Genomic DNA, 20,378 nt, shown 5'->3' with positions numbered 1-20,378 from the left:
TGTACGGGAGCAGCCGTTGTATGCTGCTCCGGTTGCCCGATCCCGATCGGGCCATCCCCCTGGCACCGCCACTCAGATCCCGGATCGTTCGCGACTCCGAGTTCTTGTTCCCGGCATGCCGGGATCAACCGTAAGTGCATCTGAAGTCTTTGGAGTGACCCGTGGCTGCCAACTGCGACGTCTGTGGCAAGGGGCCGGGCTTCGGCAACAACATCTCGCACTCGCACCGCCGTACGCCCCGTCGCTGGAACCCGAACATCCAGCGCGTGCGTACCGTGGTCGGCGGGACGCCGAAGCGCGTGAACGCTTGCACCTCGTGCATCAAGGCCGGCAAGGTCTCGCGCTGACGCGTCTCAGCTGAGCGCGCGGCCACTGCCTGGTCCGCTGCACAAAGCCGGTCCACCTCGTGTGGGCCGGCTTTTTGCCGTCCCCGCACGGACCGGGGCCCCGCCGGAGCGGCTGAGCCGCGGCCTCGTCGCGGTCGACCGGCGGCGGCCTCCCCGGTCGGGCCATGGAGGAGGCCGCTTCGGGCTCAGGCCCAGGAGGTGTCCCGGCCGAGCGCCCACCCGTGGTCGACCGGTCCGATGCCGCCGCCGAGCGCGAAGCCGGCTCCGATGGCCCCGGTGACGTAGGCCTTGGCCGCCTCGACCGCTTCCGGTACCGGCTGCCCCTTGGCCAGCCCGCAGGCGACGGCCGACGCGAGGGTGCAGCCGGTGCCGTGCGTGTGCCGGTTGTCCAGCCGCGGGGCGCGCAGCCAGTGCTCCTCGGAGCCGTCGGTGAGCAGGTCCACGGCGTCCCCGCGCAGGTGACCGCCCTTGATCAGCACCCAGCGCGGCCCGTACTCCAGGACGGCCGCCGCGGCCCGGCGCAGATCGGCGTCCGACTCGACGCGCACGCCGGTGAGTTGGGCGACCTCGTCGAGGTTGGGCGTGGCGACGGTGGCGACCGGCAGCAGCTTGGTGCGTACGGAGTCCAGGGCGGAGGCGGCGAGCAGCGCGTCCCCGTGCTTGGAGACGCCGACCGGGTCGACGACCGCCGGGGCGTCCGTGCCGCCGATCAATTCGGCGACCGTCTCGACCAGTTCCGCGGAGGAGAGCATGCCGGTCTTGACCGCCTGGACGCCGATGTCGTCCACGACGCTGCGGTACTGGGCCCGCACGGCCGCCACGGGCAGCTCCCAGGCGCCCTGCACCCCGAGGGAGTTCTGCGCGGTCACCGCGGTGAGCACGCTCATGCCGTGGGTGCCGAGGGCGAGCATCGTCTTCAGGTCGGCCTGGATGCCGGCGCCGCCGCCCGAGTCGGAGCCGGCCACGGTCAGGACCAGGGGCGGCCTCATGCCTCGACCTCGTCCCCGAAGTGGTCCCAGCCGCCCTTGCTGGTCCAGGGCGCCCCGTCGACGGTCACCTGGGGCAGCGCTGAGGGGTTGAGGACCTCACCGATGACCTTCCAGCGAGCGGGCAGCTTCACGTCCGGGGGGAAGGTGGCCACGATCGCGTGGTCCTCTCCCCCGGTGAGCACCCACTGCATCGGGTCGACGCCGACGGCCTGGCCGATGTCGTTCATCTGGGACGGGATGTCGATCTGGCCGGAGCGGACGTCGATCCTGACCTTGCTGGCCTCCGCGATGTGACCCAGGTCGGCGATCAGGCCGTCGCTCACGTCGCACATCGCGGTGGCACCGAGCCCCGCGGCGGCCGGGCCCGCGTGGTACGGCGGCTCGGGACGCCGGTGGGCCTCGACGAAGGCGCGCGGTGAGCGGAAGCCGCGGGACAGCACCGCGAACCCGGCCGCGGACCAGCCGAGCCAGCCGGTCACGGCGACGAGGTCGCCGGGCTGGGCGCCGCCCCGGGTGACGGGTTCCTGGTTGCGCAGGTCGCCGAGCGCGGTGATGGAGACGGTGATCGTGTCGCCGCGCACCACGTCGCCGCCGACCACGGAGGCGCCCGCGACCTGGCACTCGTCGCGCAGTCCGTCCATCAGCTCGGTCGGCCAGGCCACCGGCAGTTCGGCGGGCACGACCAGGCCGAGCAGCAGTGCGGTCGGCACGGCACCCATGGCGGCGATGTCGGCGAGGTTCTGCGCCGCCGCCTTGCGGCCCACGTCGTAGGCGGTGGACCAGTCCCGGCGGAAGTGCCGCCCCTCGACGAGGATGTCGGTACTGGCCACCACCCTGCGGTCGGGCGCGGCCACCACCGCGGCGTCGTCGCCGGGGCCCACCCGGACCGCCGGCGTGGTGGTGAGACGGGAGGTGAGCTCCCTGATGAGCCCGAACTCCCCGAGCTCACCAACAGTGCCCTTCATCGCCTTGGCTCCCCTTCTGTCCCTGTCCGTGCCCGGTCGCGCGTCATCTCTGTCCTCGTTACGGTCGAAATGACCGTCACCGCGGTCGGGGTGATCGTCCACTCGTGTCGTTGCGGCGGCACGGCTCGTGAGGCCGCCACCCCGCGGGTCTCCCCGCGGAGAGCGACGACGCGATACCGTGGCGTTCCTTTTCCCCACATGATCCTCGTGGCCGCTCTGGAGGTTCCGTGGTACAGGCGTACATCCTGATCCAGACGGAGGTCGGCAAGGCGTCGACCGTCGCCGAGACGATCAGCAAGATCCCTGGAGTGATCCAGGCCGAGGACGTGACAGGACCCTACGACGTCATCGTGCGCGCGCAGTCCGACACCGTCGACGACCTGGGTCGCATGGTGGTCGCCAAGGTCCAGCAGGTGGACGGCATCACGCGCACGCTGACCTGTCCGGTCGTTCATCTCTAGCCCCCTTCCGCCCGCTCGCTCCCGCACCGCTGATCGCCGCCGTCGGCTGCTCCTCAGCAGACGACAGCGAGTCGGCGGCGGTTCCCGTCCCGGGCGCGTCGGTCACCAGCTGTGGCGGAACGCGGACGAGCCACCGCCACCTGCGGACAGCGGGCGGCCGGCTGGGGAAACCCGCTGATCATACTGCGAGAAGGCGACCCCCTAGGGGGTCGCCTTCTTCGTCGTGCACGGCGTGGAAGCGGTCAGCGCAGGCCCGTGGGCCGCCGCAGCGCCGCCTGGACCAGCCGGTCCACCAGCTCCGGGTAGCTCACACCGCTCGCCTGCCACATCTGCGGGTACATGGAGATCGGCGTGAAGCCGGGCATCGTGTTGATCTCGTTGATCACGAACTCGTCGTCCTCGGTGAGGAAGAAGTCCGCGCGCACCAGACCCTCGCAGGAGGCCGCGTCGAACGCCGCCACGGCGAGCCGCTGGACCTCGGCGGTCTCCTCGGGCGTGAGCGGCGCGGGCACGACGCCGGGCGTGGAGTCGATGTACTTGGCCTCGAAGTCGTAGTACGCGTGCTCCGAGGGCGGCGGGATCTCCGCGGGGGCGGACGCCCGGGGACCGTCCTCGAACTCCAGCACCCCGCACTCGATCTCCCGGCCGCGCAGCGTCGCCTCGACAAGGATCTTCGGGTCGTGGCGCCGGGCCTCCTCGATCGCCTCGTCGAGTCCGGAGGGGTCCTCGACCTTGGTGATGCCGATGGAGGAACCGGCGCGCGCGGGCTTCACGAAGAGCGGCCAGCCGTGCTCCCCGGCGAAGTCCACGAGCTTCCTGCGGGCGGCGGAACGGTCCTGCTCCCACTCCCGCGGCCGGATCACCACGTACGGGCCGACCTTCAGCCCGTAGGAGGCGAACACCGCCTTCATGTACTCCTTGTCCTGGCCGACGGCCGAGGCGAGCACGCCCGAGCCGACGTAGGGCACACCGGACAGCTCCAGCAGGCCCTGGAGGGTGCCGTCCTCGCCGTACGGGCCGTGCAGCACCGGGAAGACGACGTCGACCTCGCCCAGCGCCTTGGGCACCGAGCCGGGTTCGCTGTAGACGACCTCGCGGTTCGCGGGGTCGACGGGCAGCAGCACGCCGCCCTCGGTCGACTCGGCCAGCTCCTCGACGTCCGGCGTGCGGCGGTCGCTGATCGCCATGCGCTCCGGTTCGTCGGCGGTCAGGGCCCACCGCCCGTCGCGGGTGATGCCGATCGGCAGGACGTCGTACTTCGTGCGGTCGATGGCCGCGAGGACGGCGCCGGCGGTGACCACGGAGATCCCGTGTTCGGAGCTGCGCCCGCCGAACACGACGGCCACACGCGGCTTGCGAGGCGGCTGCTCCGGGCTCTGCTCGGGGCTCTGGGGGAGGTTCTCGGTGCTCATATCGCGTTGAGAGTACCCGCCCGCGGTGCCGCGAGACAGCGTCGGCGGGGCCGCGTGGCGCGGGCGTCGCCCGGGTGCCGCGGCGGGGTCGCTCAGCGTCGATCCGGCATCGCTCAGTGTCGCCGGGGGCCCGGGGTCGCCGCCGTTCCGGTACCGCTCAGCGCCGCTCCGGCTTGGCGCTGCGCGACATCAGCTCCTTGACCGCCACCACCGGGGCCTTCCCCTCGTGGACGATCGCGACGACCGTCTCCGTGATGGGCATGTCGACGCCGTACCCGCGGGCCAGATCCAGCACCGACTGGCAGGACTTGACGCCCTCGGCGGTCTGCCGGGTGACCGCGATGGTCTCCTGGAGGGTCATGCCCTTGCCGAGGTTGGTGCCGAAGGTGTGGTTGCGGGACAGCGGCGAGGAGCAGGTCGCCACCAGGTCGCCGAGCCCGGCCAGTCCGGAGAAGGTCAGCGGGTCGGCGCCGAGGGCGACCCCGAGGCGGGTGGTCTCGGCGAGACCGCGCGTGATGAGCGACCCCTTCGCGTTGTCGCCGAGGCCCATGCCGTCCGCGATGCCGACGGCCAGCCCGATCACGTTCTTCACGGCGCCGCCCAGCTCGCAGCCGACGACGTCGGTGTTGGTGTACGGGCGGAAGTACGGGGTGTGGCAGGCGGTCTGGAGGCGCTGGGCGACGGAGGCGTCGGGGCAGGCGACCACGGCGGCGGCCGGCATCCGGGCGGCGATCTCCCGCGCCAGGTTGGGGCCGGTGACCACGGCGATGCGCTCGGCGCCGACCTTCGCGACATCGTCGATCACCTCGCTCATCCGCATCGCGGAGCCGAGTTCGACGCCCTTCATGAGCGACACCAGGACCGTGCCGGGCGCCAGCAGGGGCGTCCAGTCGGCGAGGTTGGCGCGCAGGGTCTGGGACGGGACCGCCAGGACCGTGAAGTCGGCGTTGCGCGCGGCCTCGGCGGCGTCGGTGGTGGCGCGCAGGCCGGCGGGGAGTTCCACCCCGGGCAGGTAGTCCGGGTTGGTCCGGGTGGAGTTGACGGCCTCGGCGAGTTCGGCGCGGCGGCCCCACAGGGTGACGTCGCATCCCGCGTCGGCGAGCACCATGCCGAAGGCCGTGCCCCACGATCCGGTGCCGAAGACGGCCGCCTTGACGGGGTTGCTCACGTGCTCTGCCCTTCTGCCTGCTGCCCGTGCGTCGGTGCCTGTGCCGCCCGCGACCGGGCCGTCCTCGTCCGGGCGGTCCCCATCTCGGCCGTCCCCGACTGCGCCTGCGTGCGGCGGCGCTGCTCGATCCGCTCGCGGCGCGGGTCGTAGGGCGTGTCGGGGGCCTTCTCGCCGCGGATCTCCTCCAGCTGGCGGGTGACGGCGGCCATGATGACCTCGGTGGCCTCCTTCAGCACGTCCGCGGTCATCTCCTGGTCGTAGAACCGCGACAGGTCGACCGGCGGGCCCGCGAGCACGCGATGGGTCTTGCGCGGGAGGAGGTTCGGCTTCCTGGCGTACGGCGGCAGCAGTTCGTTGCAGCCCCACTGGGCGACCGGGATCACCGGGCACCTGGTCTGCAGGGCGACCCTCGCGGCACCGGTCTTGGCGGTCATCGGCCAGCCGTCCGGGTCGCGGGTCAGCGTGCCCTCGGGGTAGAAGGCGACGCACTCGCCGCGCTCCACGGCGTCGATCGCGGCCCGGAAGGCGCTGAGCGCGTCCGTGCTCTCGCGGTAGACGGGGATCTGTCCGGTGCCCCGCATCGCGGCGCCGACGAAGCCCTTCCGGAAGAGTCCGCTCTTCGCCAGGAATCGTGGGACGCGGCCGGTGTTGTACTGATAGTGCGCGTACGCGAAGGGGTCGACGTGCGAATTGTGGTTCACGGCGGTGATAAATCCACCGTCGGCCGGAATGTTCTCCATTCCCCGCCAGTCCCGCTTGATCAGAACCACCAGCGGAGGTTTGCAGATCACCGCGGCGAAGCGGTACCAGAAGCCGATTCTGCGGCGGGGCACGCTGACACCTCTCCTCCAGGGCCTGGGGCCGGACAAGTGTCGCCCCGGGCCGCCCGTCTGTCGAGAACACCGTACGCCCCGGCGAGTGAACCGCCGGGTCTCCCGGGTGACAATGGCGGCGACGAGAGAAGGACGGAACGCTCGTGCAGTGGACCTTGGTCGTACCCGTGAAGCCCCTCGCCCGGGCCAAGAGCAGGCTGTCCGACACCGCGCACGACGGGGTTCGGCCCGGCCTCGCGCTCGCCTTCGCCGAGGACACGGTGGCGGCCGCGCTGGCCTGCCCGGCGGTGGCGGATGTGGCAGTAGTCACGGACGACGCGCGGGCGGGGCGGGCCCTGGCGGAACTGGGCGCCGGGGTCGTTCCGGACGAGCCGGGCGGCGGGCTCAACGCCGCGCTGGCGCACGGGGCGGCGTTCGTCCGGGCCGCACACCCCGCAAGCCCGGTGGCCGCGCTCAACGCCGATCTCCCCGCACTTCGCCCGGCGGAATTGACGCGGGTACTGACGGCGGCCGCGCAATTCCCGCGCGCTTTTCTCCCGGACGCGGCGGGAATCGGCACGACCCTGCTCGCCGCCGCGCCGGGCAGTGAATTGGCCCCCGCTTTCGGTACGGATTCCCGGGTCCGTCACCGCGCGTCCGGCGCCGCGGAACTGCGCCTCGACTCGGTCGACTCCGTACGGCAGGACGTCGACACCGGCGACGATCTGCGCACCGCGCTGGTACTGGGCGTGGGGCCCCGGACGGCCGCGATGGCGGCGCGACTGCTGATCGCCGGGCAGTAGGCTGCGGGCATGCAGGCGACCGCGTACACGTACGACCCCGAGAGCCGCAGCGGGCAGGTGCTGCTGGACGACGGCACTCCGGTGCCCTTCGACGCGGCGGCGTTCGACGCGGGGGGCCTGAGACTGCTGCGACCCGGTCAGCGGGTCCGCGTCGAGAGCGAGGGCGCGGGCGCCGACCTCCGGATCACCCTGGTGACGCTCCAGACCTTCTGACGCTCCGGGCCTCGTGACGCTCCGGGCCTTGTGACCGCCGGACACGCCGCGGGCCGGACTCCGTGAGGGAGTCCGGCCCGGCGCGTATGTGCCCTGTGCCCGTTCGCCTGCCGGACGCCGCCGGCCGCGTGCCGCTACTTCTTGCGGGCGGTGGCCTTCTTGGCGGTGGTCTTGCGCGCGGTCGACTTCTTGGCGGGAGCCTTCGTGGCCGTCGTCTTCTTCGCGGGGGCCTTCTTCGCCGTGGTCTTCTTGGCCGCCGCGGTGGTGGTCTTGGCGGGGGACTTCTTGGCGGGGGCCTTCTTCGCCGTCGCCGTCTTCGCCGCGCCCGTGGTCTTCTTCGCGGTGGTCTTCTTCGCCGCCGCGGTCGTCTTCTTGACCGCGCCCGTGGTCTTCTTCGCGGCGCCCGTGGCCTTCTTGGCGGCGGCCTTCTTGCCCGCGGCCTTGGAGATGGTGGGCGGCGGGCCGGACAGACTGCCCTTGGGAGCCTTCTTGACCGCGATGTCGTTCTTCGGGAGCTTCTTCGAGCCGCTCACCAGGTCCTTGAAGCCCTGACCAGCACGGAAGCGGGGTACGGAGGTCTTCTTGACCCGAACCCGCTCGCCCGTCTGCGGGTTGCGGGCGTAGCGGGCCGGACGGTCGACCTTCTCGAAGGAACCGAAGCCGGTGACCGAGACCCGGTCACCCGCGACCACTGCACGGACGAGGGCGTCCAGGACCGCGTCGACAGCGTCGGCGGCCTGCTGTCGGCCGCCCAGCTTGTCGGCAATCGCTTCTACGAGCTGCGCCTTGTTCACGTCTTCCCCTTCGGAGACATCGCCAGAACGAATGTGTTCAAGCTTTTTCGCACGTTAGGCAGATATATACCGCAAATCAAACACGAAACGGGCTAATCACCCTTGTGCCGCAACGGACTCGGGCGGTCCCGGCTCGTTCAGCCTTCCTCGTCGGGGAATCGCCCCTCGTCGAGGTCCGCGATGAACCGATCCAGGCGCCCTGCCGCACCGGCGAGATCGTGTTTGGCCGCGGCCGTAATGACCAGCAGCTTCCGGGTCAGCGCCATCCGTACGCCCTCCGGGACTTGCAGTGCGCGCACTCTTGTGTGCGCTTCCTTGAGCCGGACCGCGACCGCCGTATAGAGCTCGAGTTGGCCGTCGTGGTCCATGCACAGATTGTGCCATCTGGGGCGAGTTGTCGCCTGCGCAGGGGGCAACTGCCGCCTCGAACGGCCTTCTGGGCGCCCCCGGAAGGCGCGCCTCCATTACCTGCCTACCCCTGCAACCATGCCTCTAACGTGGGACGTTGACGGACTCGTCCGACTCACCCGGCCGGGGCCGACCGCGAAAACAGCCGTACCCCCGATCGGTCCGATCGGGGGTACGGCGGGGGTGTCGGGTGGCCGAAACTCGACCTTGTGGGGCCTCCGTGGAGGCCCCGGGCTCACACCGGGAGCGTCTGCGGCTTGAACGACGGCCGTTTGGCCTCGTACGCGGCGATCTCGGGCTCGTTCTGGAGGGTGATCGAGATGTCGTCCAGCCCGTTCAGCAGCCGCCAGCGGGAGTTCTCGTCCAGCTCGAAGGAGGCGGTGACGCCCTCCGCGCGCACCTCGCGGGCCTCGAGGTCGACGGTGATCTCGGCCTCGGGGTCCCGGTCGGTCAGCTCCCACAGCGCGTCGACGGTCTTCTGGTCGAGGACCACCGTGAGCAGGCCGTTCTTCAGTGAGTTGCCACGGAAGATGTCGGCGAAGCGGGAGGAGATCACGGTCTTGAAGCCGTAGTTCTGCAGCGCCCAGACGGCGTGCTCACGGGAGGAGCCGGTGCCGAAGTCGGGGCCGGCGACCAGCACGGTCGCACCCTGCCGCTCGGGCTGGTTGAGGACGAAGGACGCGTCCTTGCGCCAGGCCTCGAACAGCCCGTCCTCGAATCCGTCCCGCGTCACCTTCTTGAGCCAGTGGGCGGGGATGATCTGGTCGGTGTCGACGTTGCTGCGGCGCAGCGGGACGGCCCGGCCGGTGTGCTTGGTGAATGCTTCCATGACTCTCAGACTCCAGCGGGCGTGGGGACGTCGGCGGCGGACAGGTCGGCCGGGGAGGCCAGGTGGCCCAGGACCGCCGTCGCGGCCGCGACCTGCGGCGACACCAGGTGGGTGCGGCCGCCCTTGCCCTGCCGTCCCTCGAAGTTGCGGTTGGAGGTGGACGCCGAGCGCTCACCGGGGGCGAGCTGGTCCGGGTTCATGCCCAGGCACATCGAGCAGCCCGCGTGCCGCCATTCGGCCCCGGCCTCCTTGAAGACCACGTCCAGCCCCTCCGAGACGGCCTGCAGGCCCACCCGCGCGGAGCCGGGGACGACCAGCATCCGTACGCCGTCGGCGACTTTGCGGTCCCGCACGATCTCGGCGGCGGCCCGCAGGTCCTCGATGCGGCCGTTGGTGCAGGAACCTACGAAGACGGTGTCCACCTTGATGGACCGCAGCGGCTGCCCGGCCTCCAACCCCATGTACTCCAGCGCCTTTTCGGCGGCGAAGCGCTCCGAGGCGTCCTCGTACGAAGCCGGGTCGGGGACGGCGGCGGAAAGCGGTGCGCCCTGCCCCGGGTTGGTGCCCCAGGTGACGAACGGCGACAGCTCGGCGGCCTCGATGACGACCTCGGCGTCGAACTCGGCGTCGTCGTCCGTGCGCAGCGTCCTCCAGTACTCGACGGCCGCGTCCCAGTCGGCGCCCTCGGGGGCGTGCGGGCGGCCCTGGAGGTAGGCGAAGGTGGTCTCGTCGGGGGCGATCATGCCCGCGCGGGCGCCGGCCTCGATGGACATGTTGCAGATGGTCATGCGGGCCTCCATCGAGAGCTTCTCGATGGCCTCGCCGCGGTACTCCAGGACGTAGCCCTGGCCGCCGCCCGTACCGATCCTCGCGATGATCGCCAGGATGAGGTCCTTGGCCGTGACCCCGTCCGGCAGCGCGCCGTTGACGGTGATCGCCATGGTCTTCGGGCGGACCATGGGCAGCGTCTGGGTGGCCAGCACGTGCTCGACCTGGGAGGTGCCGATGCCGAAGGCCAGCGCGCCGAACGCGCCGTGCGTGGAGGTGTGCGAGTCACCGCAGACCACGGTGGTGCCGGGCTGGGTCAGTCCCAGCTGCGGGCCCACGACGTGCACGACGCCCTGCTCGACGTCGCCCAGCGGGTGCAGGCGGACGCCGAAGTCGGCGCAGTTCTTGCGCAGCGTCTCCAGCTGGACCCGGGAGACCGGGTCCGCGATGGGCTTGTCGATGTCGAGCGTCGGGGTGTTGTGGTCCTCGGTGGCGATGGTCAGGTCGAGCCGGCGCACCGGGCGGCCGCTCTTGCGGAGGCCGTCGAAGGCCTGCGGGCTGGTCACCTCGTGCAGCAGGTGCAGATCGATGAAGAGGAGGTCGGGCTCGCCCTCGGCGCGCCGGACGACGTGGTCGTCCCAGACCTTCTCCGCGAGTGTCCTACCCATCGCTTTCCCTCCGGCCGGCGACAAGGCGCCGACCCAACTAGAGATCTTGAGGAAACGGCGCCCGCACCCCTGTATCCGGGCAACCGCCGCCAGGCCCTTTCGTCACGGGCCGTTGTGACTTCTTGCCATCAAGAGTGGCGGGTTCCACGGAAAATTGAACTTGCGTTTCACAGAGTGAGACGGGAGTATCGTTGCATGGACAACAGTAGCGGCGTCGGCGTTCTGGACAAGGCGGCCCTCGTCCTGAGCGCTCTGGAGTCCGGTCCGGCCACCCTCGCAGGGTTGGTCGCGGCGACCGGACTGGCACGACCCACGGCCCACCGCCTGGCCGTGGCGCTGGAACACCACCGTATGGTGGCGCGCGACATGCAGGGCCGGTTCATCCTCGGCCCGCGCCTGGCCGAACTGGCCGCGGCGGCCGGCGAGGACCGTCTGCTCGCCACCGCCGGCCCGGTGCTCACCCACCTCCGGGACGTCACGGGCGAGAGCGCCCAGCTCTACCGCCGCCAGGGCGACATGCGCATCTGCGTGGCCGCGGCCGAGCGTCTGTCGGGCCTCCGGGACACGGTCCCGGTCGGCTCCACGCTCACCATGAAGGCCGGCTCCTCGGCGCAGATCCTGATGGCCTGGGAGGAGCCCGAGCGCCTCCACCGCGGGCTGCAGGGCGCCCGCTTCACGGCGACGGCGCTCTCCGGGGTGCGGCGGCGCGGCTGGGCCCAGTCCATCGGCGAGCGGGAGCCGGGCGTCGCGTCCGTCTCCGCGCCCGTGCGGGGCCCCTCCAACCGCGTGGTGGCCGCCGTGTCCGTCTCCGGCCCCATCGAGCGCCTCACGCGCCACCCGGGCCGGATGCACGCCCAGGCGATCATCGACGCCGCCGGCCGGCTCTCCGAGGCCCTGCGCCGCACCGGCTGACCTCGTCCCGTCCGCGACCGGAGCGGGCCCGCCCCAACGCCGCGGCGGGCCCGCTCCGCGCAGGCCGAAGCCCTCGTCGCGCGGGGGCCGTCGTCGTACGGCACGGATCCCGGAACGCCGAAGGGGGCTCCCGTGTGAACGGGAGCCCCCTTGGGACTCGTACCCCCGACCGGATTCGAACCGGCGCTACCGCCTTGAGAGGGCGGCGTGCTAGGCCGCTACACAACGGGGGCGAGGATCTTGCAGACGCTGCATACCGCGCGCCGCAGATCCGAGCTGGTCTACCAGGACTCGAACCTAGACTAACTGAACCAGAATCAGTCGTGCTGCCAATTACACCATAGACCAATGTGGTTTAGACCAGTTTGTACCCCCGACCGGATTCGAACCGGCGCTACCGCCTTGAGAGGGCGGCGTGCTAGGCCGCTACACAACGGGGGCCCTAGCGATCCTGCATCGAGGTCGGCGGGAGCTACCCTGACCGTCCCCGCGGGAAGGATCTGTACCCCCGACCGGATTCGAACCGGCGCTACTGCCTTGAGAGGGCAGCGTGCTAGGCCGCTACACAACGGGGGCTTTGCGGATGATCTCCGCGGCGCAGATGAGCTCTGCGAGCTGGCCTACCTGGACTCGAACCAAGACTAACTGAACCAGAATCAGTCGTGCTGCCAATTACACCATAGGCCACTGGAACGCAAGCCCTTGCGGGGCTCTGTTCTAGCTTTACGCTTCCGGTTACCGGCCTTTCGGCCCGCTCTCCGGCGGCGCAGGAAGAACATTACCCGAAGGTGGACGGGGCTCCAAAACGAGTATCGGCACCGAGGAGGGCGGGGAGTTCGGCGAGGGAGGCGATGCGGCGCGGGCCGGTCGGCGGGTCGACGGTCGCGTACACACCGCCGCGGTCGATCCACACCGAGAGCAGCCCGGCGTCAGCGGCGCCGCGTCCGTCGATCTCCGGGTGGTCTCCGACGTAGGCCACCTCGTGCGGCGGGAGGCCGAGCGCGTCGCACGCGGCCAGGAAGGCGTCGGGCTCGGGCTTGGAGACGCCCAGCTCAGCGGCGCACAGGATGGCCTCGAAGCGGTCGTGGACGCCGAGCACGCGCAGCTTGCGGTCCTGGACGACGAGGCTGGAGTTGGAGAGCACGGCGTGCCGGTGGCTCTCGGCGAGGGCGTCGAGGACGGGCAGGACGTCCGGGAAGAGGGACCAGGCGGCCTCGTAGTGCGTGACGTAGCGCTGGAACCAGTGGTCGGCCTCGGCGTCCGTCAGCTCCGGCCGGCCCAGGAAGACGCGGGTGCGGTCGCGCCGCTGTGTGACGAAGTCGACTTCTCCGGCCGCGAACCGGCCCCACTGCTGCTCGGTGATCTCCCGCCAGCGCACGAGGGCCTCCTCGGCCCCGCCGTGGCCGGCGAGCAGCCCCTCCGCCACCAGGTGGGCGCGCATGCCCTCGCGGTCGGCGGTGGTGTAGTCGAAGAGGGTGTCGTCGACGTCCCAGACCACGGCGCGGATGCTCATGATCCGACGGTAACGCGCGGGCCGGGGGCCTGTCCGCCGGTACGACGAAGGGGCGGCGCCCGGGGTCCGGGGGCCGCCCCTGTCACGGGGTGCGGGCGTCAGGCCGCCAGCCTCGCGAGCGCCGCGTCGATCCGCGTCAGCGCCTTCTCCTTGCCCAGGACCTCCAGGGACTCGAAGAGCGGCAGGCCTACGGTGCGCCCGGTGACGGCGACGCGGACGGGGGCCTGGGCCTTGCCGAGCTTGAGGCCGTGGGCCTCGCCGGCGGCCAGGACGGCCTCCTTGAGGGACTCGGGGGACGCCCAGTCGGCCGCGTCGAGCTTCTCGCGGGCGGTGCGCAGCAGGGCGTCCGAGCCCTCCTTCATGGCCTTCGCCCAGCTCGCCTCGTCGGTGACCGGCTCCGGCAGGAAGAGGAAGTCGACGTTGTCCGTGATCTCGGAGAGGACCTTCAGGCGGGTCTGCGCGTGCGGGGCGACCGCCTGCCACTTGGCCTCGTCGAAGTCCTCCGGCGCCCAGGGGGCCACGGGGGCCTTCAGCCACGGGCGGCAGCGCTCGGTGAAGTCCTTCACGTCGAGCATGCGGATGTGGTCGGCGTTGATCGCCTCGCACTTCTTGAGGTCGAAGCGGGCCGGGTTGGGGTTGACGTCGGTGACGTCGAAGGCCGCGACCATCTCCTCGATCGAGAAGATGTCCTGGTCGGCGGAGAGCGACCAGCCGAGCAGGGAGAGGTAGTTGAGCAGGCCCTCGGGGAGGAAGCCGCGCTCCCGGTAGAGGTTCAGGCTCGACTGCGGGTCGCGCTTGGAGAGCTTCTTGTTGCCCTCCCCCATGACGTACGGCAGGTGCCCGAAGGCGGGGGTCTCCTTGGCGATCCCCAGCTCGGTCAGCGCCTTGTACAGGGCGATCTGGCGCGGGGTGGAGGAGAGCAGGTCCTCGCCGCGCAGGACGTGGGTGATCTCCATCAGCGCGTCGTCGACCGGGTTGACCAGCGTGTAGAGGGGGGCGCCGTTGGCGCGGACGATGCCGTAGTCCGGGACGTTCTCCGGGGTGAAGGTCAGTTCGCCGCGGACGAGGTCCGTGAAGGTGATGGTCTCGTCGGGCATCCGGAAGCGGACGATCGGCTCGCGGCCCTGCGCCGTGTACTCCTCGACCTGGGCGTCGCTCAGGTCGCGGCAGTGGCCGTCGTAGCCGGAGGGCCGGCCCGCGGCGCGGGCGGCCTCGCGGCGGGTGTCCAGCTCCTCCTGGGAGCAGTAGCAGCGGTAGGCGTGGCCGGCGTCGAGCAGCTTGGCGGCGACGTCCTTGTAGATGTCCATGCGCTGCGACTGGCGGTACGGCGCGTGCGGGCCGCCGACCTCGGGGCCCTCGTCCCAGTCGAAGCCCAGCCAGCGCATCGAGTCCAGGAGCTGCTGGTACGACTCCTCGGAGTCGCGGGCCGCGTCGGTGTCCTCGATGCGGAAGACCAGGGTGCCCTGGTGGTGCCGGGCGAAGGCCCAGTTGAACAGGGCGGTGCGGACCAGGCCCACGTGGGGGTTGCCGGTGGGCGAGGGGCAGAAACGGACACGGACTGCTGGGGTGGGTGCGCTAGCCACGCTTGACAACCTTGTTGGTGAGAGTGCCGATGCCTTCGATGGTGACGGCGACCTCGTCGCCGACGTGCAGGGGTCCGACTCCGGCCGGGGTGCCCGTGAGGATCACGTCGCCGGGCAGCAGCGTCATGGCCTCGGAGATGTTGACGATCAGGTCCTCGATGGAGTGGGTCATCTCGCTGGTGCGGCCGAGCTGGCGCTGGGTGCCGTTGACCGTGAGCTGGATGGTCAGGTCGGCCGCGGCGGCGAGGTCGAGGTCCGTCTCCACCCAGGGGCCCAGCGGGCAGGAGGAGTCGAAGCCCTTGGCCCTGGCCCACTGCTTCTCGCGCCGCTGCACGTCGCGGGCGGTGACGTCGTTGGCGCAGGTGTAGCCGAAGATCACGTCCTTGACGCGGTCGCGCGGGACCTCGCGGCACATGCGGCCGATGACGACGGCGAGCTCGGCCTCGTGGTGCAGTTCCTCGGAGAAGGAGGGGTACTGGATGGCGTCGCCGTGCCCGATGACCGAGGTGGACGGCTTGAAGAAGGCGAACGGGGCGTCGGGCACCTCGTTGCCGAGTTCGCGGGCGTGCTCGGCGTAGTTGCGGCCGAAGGCGACGACCTTGTTGGGGAGGACGGGCGGCAGGAGCCGCACCTTGCTCAGGGGCACCTTGGTGCCGGAGAGCTCGAAGTCCGCGAACGGGATGCCCTTGATGATGTCGAGGACGAGCTGGTCCGGCTGGTCGCCCTCGACCGCGCCGAAGGCGACGTTCCCGTCGATGGAGAACCTGGCGATGCGCACGGGTTGCTTGGCCCCTTGCTGAGCTGGCTGGAGTCTGACGCTCCAGGCTAACGCGGCACGGGGCGGGCGCCTCGCGCATCGCCTGCCGTGGTCCTCGGGGGTGGCGGTCCGGCGCGCGGGCGCCCGGGTGCTCGTGGGGCCGGCCGAACGATCGGCGGCCGGACGGCGTACTACTGTGCGGCGGAGGCCGCGACGGGGATCTCCATCAGGACGGTGCGCCGGGGGTTGGCGGTCTGGGCGGGGAGCTCGACGGCGTGCTCCGGCTGCTGGGGCGTCTGCAGCTCGTCGGCGCCGGCGAGGTGCGCCAGCGTCGTGCGTCGCGGGTTGGCGATCTTGTGGAACATCATCGTCGTCTTCACGGTTGAACGAGACCCTGTCATGTCCGGGCGCCCGGGGGGCCGCAAGAAGCCCTCCGAAGGCGCGGGTTGTCGGTTTTGCCTTCTCTGTAAAGCGTCAGGCTAAACATGCGATTCCCCCTCGACCCGAGCGGGGTGCGTGATCTGCGTGTGAGTTTGCTCACTTATCAAGGGTCAAACCGGTCAATTCCGGCTTGCGTAACACCCTGACGAAACAGACATTGCCCCTCTGAACCCATCATTCCGCTCCTGATCATGTCGACTGGGACACCTTTCGGCCCTCGGCGACTCGCGGGCATACGCCCCATTTGCGGGTGATCATTTTCTACGTCCGGTGACTCGACCCTCACGTGCTGTCACCTAGGTCACGGCCTGGCTCACGGGCCTTGTTGGAGATCCGGCACTGTGCTGGAATCTCACGGACCGCTGCGGGATCGAGCCGGTGCACAGGGGGCGCACACCAGCGCCGAGCAGCGGCGAGAAGGGGGAACCAGCGCCGGTCACTCACGACCACCACGGGGGCGTAATTCAGGGCGCCCCTATGACGCCGACACCGTGCCCAGCCGTTCACGCGGCCGGGCGCCTGGTCCAGAGGTTGCGACGCTAGTGCAGGGACGTTTCAAGAGGGATGGCAGCGCTTCGGCGGAGCCGGAGCCGCACGGCGGGACTGGCCCCAAGGCCGTCAGCTCCTCGCCCCAGCACGCCCAGAGCCCGGGCCAGGCCCCGTCCGGCGACGGCGGGGACGGCACCGGACGCCCCGGCCGGCCTGCCTCGTCCGCGTCCGGTCAGCAGCCGTCCGCGAAGCCGGCCAAGGCATCGACCGGCCCCGGCCCGCGAATAGCCCTGCGCAACTGGCGGATCTCGACCCGTCTGGTGTCGCTGCTCGCGCTCCCGGTGGTCGCGGCCACCTCGCTGGGCGCGATGCGTATCAGCCAGTCGATGGACGACATCCAGCAGCTCGACAACATGAAGCTGCTGACGGAGATGACCAAGCAGGCCACCGAGCTGGCCGCCGCTCTCCAGGAGGAGCGCGACCAGTCCGCCGGTCCGCTGGCGCACGGTTCGACCTCCAGCGCGATCGCCGTCAAGGGCGACCGGGAGAAGACCGACCGGGCCCTGAAGAACTTCCTCGACAACTCCGAGGAGATCGACGCCGCCAGCAAGGACGGCAACCTCGTCGGCGTCCGCGACAGCCTCGTCGGCCTCGCGAGCGACCTCAACGGCCTGAACAAGATCCGCAGCACCGCCTATCAGGCGAAGGACAACTCGACCCAGACCGTCGAGGCCTACCACCGCCTGATCACCCACCTGCTCGACCTCTCGCAGGACATGGCGGAGGCGACCAGCAACCCCGACATGATCCAGCGCACGCGCGCCCTGTCGGCCTTCTCCTCGGCCAAGGAGTACGCCTCCATCCAGCGCGCCGTCCTCGCGGCCGCGCTCCCGGCGAACAACACGAGCAAGGGCAAGCTCACCGAGAACGACCGGCTCTACGCCCAGTCGGCCCTCCAGAGCCAGACCTCCGAGGTCCGCAGCTTCACCAGCATCTACGGCGACGGCGCCGAGGAACTCCTCAAGCCGATCTCCGAGGGCAACCCGGTGATCGAGTCCTCCGACCAGTACGCCGGCCGCGCGCTCGGCCGGGCCGACGGTCTGGACGACCTGAAGGTCCGCTCGTACCAGGACTGGCTGGACGACAGCTCCACCAAGATCCAGCAGATGAAGAACATCGAGCTCAAGCTGCTGGAGGACATGGAGCAGCAGGCCCGCGAGCTGCGCAGCGAGTCCGAGCGCGAGGCGATCATCTCCGGTGTGATCATCCTGCTCGTGCTCGGTGTCTCGCTGGTCGGCGCCTTCGTCGTGGCGCGGTCCATGATCCGCTCGCTGCGCCGCCTGGAGGACACCGCGACCAGGGTCGCCCAGGACCGCCTGCCCGAGCTCGTCAAGCAGCTCTCCGAGACCGACCCGCAGGACGTCGACACCTCGGTGGAGTCGGTCGGCGTGCACTCCCGGGACGAGATCGGCCGCGTGGCCGCGGCCTTCGACGACGTGCACCGCGAGGCGGTCCGCCTCGCCGCCGAGCAGGCCCTGCTGCGGGGCAACGTCAACGCGATGTTCACCAACCTCTCGCGCCGCTCCCAGGGCCTCATCCAGCGTCAGCTCTCGCTCATCTCCGAACTGGAGTCCCGCGAGGCCGACCCGGACCAGCTGTCCTCGCTGTTCAAGCTCGACCACCTCGCGACGCGCATGCGCCGTAACGGTGAGAACCTCCTCGTCCTCGCCGGTGAGGAGCCGGGCCGGCGCTGGACCCGGCCGGTGCCGCTGGTCGACGTGCTCCGTGCCGCCGCCTCCGAGGTGGAGCAGTACGAGCGCATCGAGCTGGCCTCCGTGCCGACCACCGAGGTCGCCGGCCGCGTGGTCAACGACCTCGTGCACCTGCTCGCCGAGCTGCTGGAGAACGCGACCTCGTTCTCCTCCCCGCAGACCAAGGTCAAGGTCACCGGTCACGCGCTGCCCGACGGCCGGGTGCTGATCGAGATCCACGACACCGGCATCGGCCTCTCCCCCGAGGACCTCGCCGCGATCAACGAGCGGCTGGCCTCGCCGCCGACCGTGGACGTCTCGGTCTCCCGCCGCATGGGTCTGTTCGTGGTCGGCCGGCTCTCGCAGCGCCACGGCATCCGCATCCAGCTGCGCCCGTCCGACTCCGGTGGCACGACCGCGCTGGTCATGCTGCCCGTCGATGTCGCCCAGGGCGGCCGCAAGCCGCAGCCCAAGCCCGGTCAGGGCCCCTCGGGCGGCGGCCCGGCCGCGGCCCAGGCGGCGGCCGGTGTCGCGGCGGCCCGGCGCGGTGGTGGCCAGGGCGGTGGCGGTCAGGGCGGTGGCGCTCTCGGGGGCGGCGCGTTCGGTGGCGGCGGTGCCCTCGGTGCCGGTGCGCCGGGCGGCGGCCGGCTCGGTGCCGCACAGGGTCCGCGGGCCGCGCTGCCCGGACGCGACGCCGGCTCCCACCCGGGCGGGCCGCGCGGGCCGCAGGCCCCGGCGGGGCCCCACCAGCAGAACCGCCCGGCTCCGGCCGGCGCCGGTCAGGCGCCCGGTGCGCCGCAGGGCCTGCAGGCCGCCGGTGCCAACGCGCCGCAGGGCTCGGCTCCGCAGGGCAACCCGCAGGGCCAGGACGCCTTCGGCGGCGGACGCGGTCCGTCGGCGCCCGCGCAGCGCGGCAAGCGCCGCGGCAACGGGAAGGGCGACGCCGATCAGGGTCGCCGTCCGCAGCTGCCGCCGCGCGGCGGTCCGCGGGCCGAGCTGCCCGGCGGCACCCCGCAGCCCCGCACGCCGAGCTGGAGCGACGAGAACGCGCAGCCTTCCGTGCCCCGTGCCTCGCTGGACGCCCCGCGCGGCCACGAGGAGCCGGACAGCTCCCGTACGGACCGGACTCCGCGCTACGACGACCGTCAGGGTCCCGGCGCCACCACCGAGATGCCCGCGGTCCCCGCGCTCGGCGAGGCGCAGGGCCCCGCGGCCACGGCCGAGTTCGCCCGCCCGGACTTCGACGCCCCGGCCCCGCGCCGGGCCGAGCAGCAGCAGCACGACAACAGCCTGTTCTCCCGGCCCGCACAGGGTCAGTACGGCCAGGAGCAGTACGGTCAGGAGCAGTACGGCCAGGAGCAGTACGGCCGGGACCAGTACCCCCAGGAGCAGTACGGCCGGGACCAGTACGGACAGGGCGGCGGGAACGCCTCGCGCGACGACCAGTTCGCGCGGCCCGAGCAGGCCGCTCCGCAGCAGAACGGCGGGGCGTTCGTCCGCTCGGACGTCTTCGGCACCCAGCCCGGTCAGGCGGGCCCGAACGACCCGGCCTCGACCGGCCGGTTCCCCGGCGCCCAGAACCCGAACCCGAACGACGGGAACGACGGCTCGACCGGGCAGCACCGGCTGCCGGAGCGGCAGAACCCGGCCCCCACCGGCCAGTTCGACCGCCCGCAGGTCAACGGCGCGCGCGGCGGCAACGACTTCGGCGCCCCGCGTCCGCCGGCCCCGCAGCAGCGTCCCGGCCACCAGGAGCCCGCGGGCGGCAACGGCGGCACCGCCAACGGAACCGCCGCCCAGCGGCCCGGTGACGGTTGGGCCCTGCCCCCGGCCTCCGGTCCCGGCGACGGCCGTACCCCGCTGTACGACACGCTGGAGACCAACTGGTTCCACGGGGACCGCGAGGCGAGGGCGCAGCAGAGCGCCCCGGCCGCGGCCCCGGAGCCGCAGGCGGCCCAGCCCCAGACCCCGGCGGCCCCCCAGCGGCCCGCCACCTCCGCCTGGCGCAGCTCGCCGAACGACGACCTCGTCCGGCAGGCCGAGCGCGTGCGGCAGCCCGCCGCGGGCGGTATCACCACCTCCGGCCTGCCGCGCCGGGTGCCCCGGGCCAACCTGGTCCCGGGCACGGCTCAGCAGCAGTCGCACCAGAACGGTCCGCAGGTATCGCGTGCGCCCGACGAGGTACGCGGCCGGCTGACCAATCTCCGTCGGGGAATCGCACAGGGCCGTCAGGCCGGTACCAACCAGACCGGCAGCTACCCGCGGCCCACTCACCAGCAGGAGCGTTAGTTGAGC

19 protein-coding genes and 5 tRNA genes are annotated in these 20,378 nt (G+C 71.6%); 6 read left to right on the top strand and 18 right to left on the bottom strand.

Going from position 1 to position 20,378, the window contains the following annotated elements; genetic code table 11:
• The first annotated feature begins 161 nt into the window (after positions 1 to 161).
• A complete protein-coding gene (rpmB, locus tag ACGF5T_RS24020) occupies positions 162 to 347 on the top strand; it encodes a 50S ribosomal protein L28 (protein ID WP_004924906.1) in 186 nt (61 codons plus the stop codon).
• Between the two features lie 185 nt (positions 348 to 532).
• Here the strand turns inward: rpmB and thiD are convergent, their stop codons facing one another.
• Both thiD and ACGF5T_RS24010 read right to left on the bottom strand, forming a co-directional pair.
• Positions 533 to 1,336 carry a bifunctional hydroxymethylpyrimidine kinase/phosphomethylpyrimidine kinase gene (gene thiD, locus ACGF5T_RS24015; RefSeq protein WP_356610544.1) on the bottom strand — a complete coding sequence of 268 codons (804 nt, stop codon included), beginning with the start codon at positions 1,334 to 1,336 and terminating at the stop codon, positions 533 to 535.
• Positions 1,333 to 2,301: a thiamine-phosphate kinase gene (locus ACGF5T_RS24010; protein WP_356610543.1), complete on the bottom strand. Its 969-nt coding sequence runs from the start codon at positions 2,299 to 2,301 to the stop codon at positions 1,333 to 1,335. Before ACGF5T_RS24010 ends, thiD begins: the two co-directional genes overlap by 4 nt.
• 227 nt (positions 2,302 to 2,528) lie before the next feature.
• Here ACGF5T_RS24010 and ACGF5T_RS24005 point away from each other — a divergent pair, with 227 nt between their 5' ends.
• Complete coding sequence (locus tag ACGF5T_RS24005) at positions 2,529 to 2,762, top strand: Lrp/AsnC family transcriptional regulator (protein ID WP_053137604.1); 234 nt, start codon at positions 2,529 to 2,531, stop codon at positions 2,760 to 2,762.
• Positions 2,763 to 3,004: 242 nt separating this feature from the next.
• Here ACGF5T_RS24005 and ACGF5T_RS24000 read toward each other — a convergent pair whose 3' ends face one another.
• The 3 genes from ACGF5T_RS24000 to ACGF5T_RS23990 form a co-directional block, all read right to left on the bottom strand.
• Complete coding sequence (locus ACGF5T_RS24000) at positions 3,005 to 4,174, bottom strand: D-alanine--D-alanine ligase family protein (protein ID WP_366767342.1); 1,170 nt, start codon at positions 4,172 to 4,174, stop codon at positions 3,005 to 3,007.
• A gap of 157 nt (positions 4,175 to 4,331) precedes the next feature.
• A complete protein-coding gene (locus ACGF5T_RS23995) occupies positions 4,332 to 5,342 on the bottom strand; it encodes an NAD(P)H-dependent glycerol-3-phosphate dehydrogenase (protein ID WP_356610541.1) in 1,011 nt (336 codons plus the stop codon).
• Positions 5,339 to 6,175, bottom strand: a complete 837-nt coding sequence (locus ACGF5T_RS23990) for a lysophospholipid acyltransferase family protein (protein ID WP_356610540.1) — start codon at positions 6,173 to 6,175, stop codon at positions 5,339 to 5,341. Before ACGF5T_RS23990 ends, ACGF5T_RS23995 begins: the two co-directional genes overlap by 4 nt.
• 143 nt (positions 6,176 to 6,318) lie before the next feature.
• Between ACGF5T_RS23990 and cofC the strand changes: the two genes are divergently transcribed.
• Both cofC and ACGF5T_RS23980 read left to right on the top strand, forming a co-directional pair.
• Positions 6,319 to 6,957 (top strand): 2-phospho-L-lactate guanylyltransferase, encoded by a 639-nt coding sequence (cofC, locus tag ACGF5T_RS23985; RefSeq protein WP_366767341.1) that lies wholly within the window; start codon positions 6,319 to 6,321, stop codon positions 6,955 to 6,957.
• Between the two features lie 9 nt (positions 6,958 to 6,966).
• The gene (locus tag ACGF5T_RS23980) at positions 6,967 to 7,170 is read left to right on the top strand and encodes a hypothetical protein (RefSeq protein ID WP_361013020.1); all 204 of its coding nucleotides are present in this window, start codon (positions 6,967 to 6,969) and stop codon (positions 7,168 to 7,170) included.
• A 134-nt stretch (positions 7,171 to 7,304) separates the two neighbouring features.
• Here ACGF5T_RS23980 and ACGF5T_RS23975 read toward each other — a convergent pair whose 3' ends face one another.
• From ACGF5T_RS23975 to leuC, 4 genes are all read right to left on the bottom strand, one after another.
• Positions 7,305 to 7,964: an HU family DNA-binding protein gene (locus tag ACGF5T_RS23975; RefSeq protein ID WP_366767340.1), complete on the bottom strand. Its 660-nt coding sequence runs from the start codon at positions 7,962 to 7,964 to the stop codon at positions 7,305 to 7,307.
• Between the two features lie 137 nt (positions 7,965 to 8,101).
• Positions 8,102 to 8,332: a hypothetical protein gene (locus ACGF5T_RS23970; protein ID WP_356610537.1), complete on the bottom strand. Its 231-nt coding sequence runs from the start codon at positions 8,330 to 8,332 to the stop codon at positions 8,102 to 8,104.
• 275 nt (positions 8,333 to 8,607) lie between these two features.
• Positions 8,608 to 9,201, bottom strand: a complete 594-nt coding sequence (leuD, locus tag ACGF5T_RS23965) for a 3-isopropylmalate dehydratase small subunit (RefSeq protein WP_356610536.1) — start codon at positions 9,199 to 9,201, stop codon at positions 8,608 to 8,610.
• Between the two features lie 5 nt (positions 9,202 to 9,206).
• Positions 9,207 to 10,637 carry a 3-isopropylmalate dehydratase large subunit gene (gene leuC, locus ACGF5T_RS23960; protein ID WP_356610535.1) on the bottom strand — a complete coding sequence of 477 codons (1,431 nt, stop codon included), beginning with the start codon at positions 10,635 to 10,637 and terminating at the stop codon, positions 9,207 to 9,209.
• Positions 10,638 to 10,832: 195 nt separating this feature from the next.
• Here leuC and ndgR point away from each other — a divergent pair, with 195 nt between their 5' ends.
• Positions 10,833 to 11,549 (top strand): IclR family transcriptional regulator NdgR, encoded by a 717-nt coding sequence (gene ndgR / locus ACGF5T_RS23955; protein ID WP_053137572.1) that lies wholly within the window; start codon positions 10,833 to 10,835, stop codon positions 11,547 to 11,549.
• A 160-nt stretch (positions 11,550 to 11,709) separates the two neighbouring features.
• Here ndgR and ACGF5T_RS23950 read toward each other — a convergent pair.
• From ACGF5T_RS23950 to ACGF5T_RS23910, 9 genes are all read right to left on the bottom strand, one after another.
• A tRNA-Glu gene (locus tag ACGF5T_RS23950) sits at positions 11,710 to 11,782 on the bottom strand.
• 43 nt (positions 11,783 to 11,825) lie between these two features.
• A tRNA-Gln gene (locus tag ACGF5T_RS23945) sits at positions 11,826 to 11,897 on the bottom strand.
• A 20-nt stretch (positions 11,898 to 11,917) separates the two neighbouring features.
• Positions 11,918 to 11,990 (bottom strand) — tRNA-Glu (locus ACGF5T_RS23940).
• A 62-nt stretch (positions 11,991 to 12,052) separates the two neighbouring features.
• Positions 12,053 to 12,125 (bottom strand) — tRNA-Glu (locus ACGF5T_RS23935).
• Positions 12,126 to 12,164: 39 nt separating this feature from the next.
• Positions 12,165 to 12,236, bottom strand: a tRNA-Gln gene (locus tag ACGF5T_RS23930).
• A 91-nt stretch (positions 12,237 to 12,327) separates the two neighbouring features.
• Complete coding sequence (locus ACGF5T_RS23925) at positions 12,328 to 13,062, bottom strand: HAD family hydrolase (protein ID WP_356610534.1); 735 nt, start codon at positions 13,060 to 13,062, stop codon at positions 12,328 to 12,330.
• 98 nt (positions 13,063 to 13,160) lie between these two features.
• Complete coding sequence (gene gltX / locus ACGF5T_RS23920; RefSeq protein ID WP_356610533.1) at positions 13,161 to 14,645, bottom strand: glutamate--tRNA ligase; 1,485 nt, start codon at positions 14,643 to 14,645, stop codon at positions 13,161 to 13,163.
• The gene (locus tag ACGF5T_RS23915) at positions 14,638 to 15,423 is read right to left on the bottom strand and encodes a fumarylacetoacetate hydrolase family protein (protein WP_356610532.1); all 786 of its coding nucleotides are present in this window, start codon (positions 15,421 to 15,423) and stop codon (positions 14,638 to 14,640) included. The genes gltX and ACGF5T_RS23915 overlap by 8 nt, the downstream gene beginning before the upstream one ends.
• A gap of 170 nt (positions 15,424 to 15,593) precedes the next feature.
• Positions 15,594 to 15,782 (bottom strand): hypothetical protein, encoded by a 189-nt coding sequence (locus ACGF5T_RS23910; RefSeq protein ID WP_356610565.1) that lies wholly within the window; start codon positions 15,780 to 15,782, stop codon positions 15,594 to 15,596.
• A gap of 603 nt (positions 15,783 to 16,385) precedes the next feature.
• Between ACGF5T_RS23910 and ACGF5T_RS23905 the strand changes: the two genes are divergently transcribed.
• Positions 16,386 to 20,372: a nitrate- and nitrite sensing domain-containing protein gene (locus tag ACGF5T_RS23905; RefSeq protein ID WP_361013032.1), complete on the top strand. Its 3,987-nt coding sequence runs from the start codon at positions 16,386 to 16,388 to the stop codon at positions 20,370 to 20,372.
• Positions 20,373 to 20,378: the final 6 nt, after the last annotated feature.

The organism is Streptomyces sp. NPDC047853, from assembly GCF_043204535.1.
Lineage (GTDB): Bacteria > Actinomycetota > Actinomycetes > Streptomycetales > Streptomycetaceae > Streptomyces.
The sequence above is the reverse complement of the archived record's forward strand: the minus strand, read 5'-3'. Positions and strand labels throughout refer to the sequence as shown.

What these genes read in the sequence shown, in the direction of transcription:
- thiD (WP_356610544.1), bottom strand. Translation starts at nt 1,336, where the DNA reads ATGAGGCCGCCCCTGGTCCTGACCGTGGCCGGCTCCGACTCGGGCGGC.
- ACGF5T_RS24010 (WP_356610543.1), bottom strand. Translation starts at nt 2,301, where the DNA reads ATGAAGGGCACTGTTGGTGAGCTCGGGGAGTTCGGGCTCATCAGGGAG.
- ACGF5T_RS24000 (WP_366767342.1), bottom strand. Translation starts at nt 4,174, where the DNA reads ATGAGCACCGAGAACCTCCCCCAGAGCCCCGAGCAGAGCCCGGAGCAG.
- ACGF5T_RS23980 (WP_361013020.1), top strand. Translation starts at nt 6,967, where the DNA reads ATGCAGGCGACCGCGTACACGTACGACCCCGAGAGCCGCAGCGGGCAG.
- ACGF5T_RS23970 (WP_356610537.1), bottom strand. Translation starts at nt 8,332, where the DNA reads ATGGACCACGACGGCCAACTCGAGCTCTATACGGCGGTCGCGGTCCGG.
- leuD (WP_356610536.1), bottom strand. Translation starts at nt 9,201, where the DNA reads ATGGAAGCATTCACCAAGCACACCGGCCGGGCCGTCCCGCTGCGCCGC.
- leuC (WP_356610535.1), bottom strand. Translation starts at nt 10,637, where the DNA reads ATGGGTAGGACACTCGCGGAGAAGGTCTGGGACGACCACGTCGTCCGG.
- ndgR (WP_053137572.1), top strand. Translation starts at nt 10,833, where the DNA reads ATGGACAACAGTAGCGGCGTCGGCGTTCTGGACAAGGCGGCCCTCGTC.
- ACGF5T_RS23925 (WP_356610534.1), bottom strand. Translation starts at nt 13,062, where the DNA reads ATGAGCATCCGCGCCGTGGTCTGGGACGTCGACGACACCCTCTTCGAC.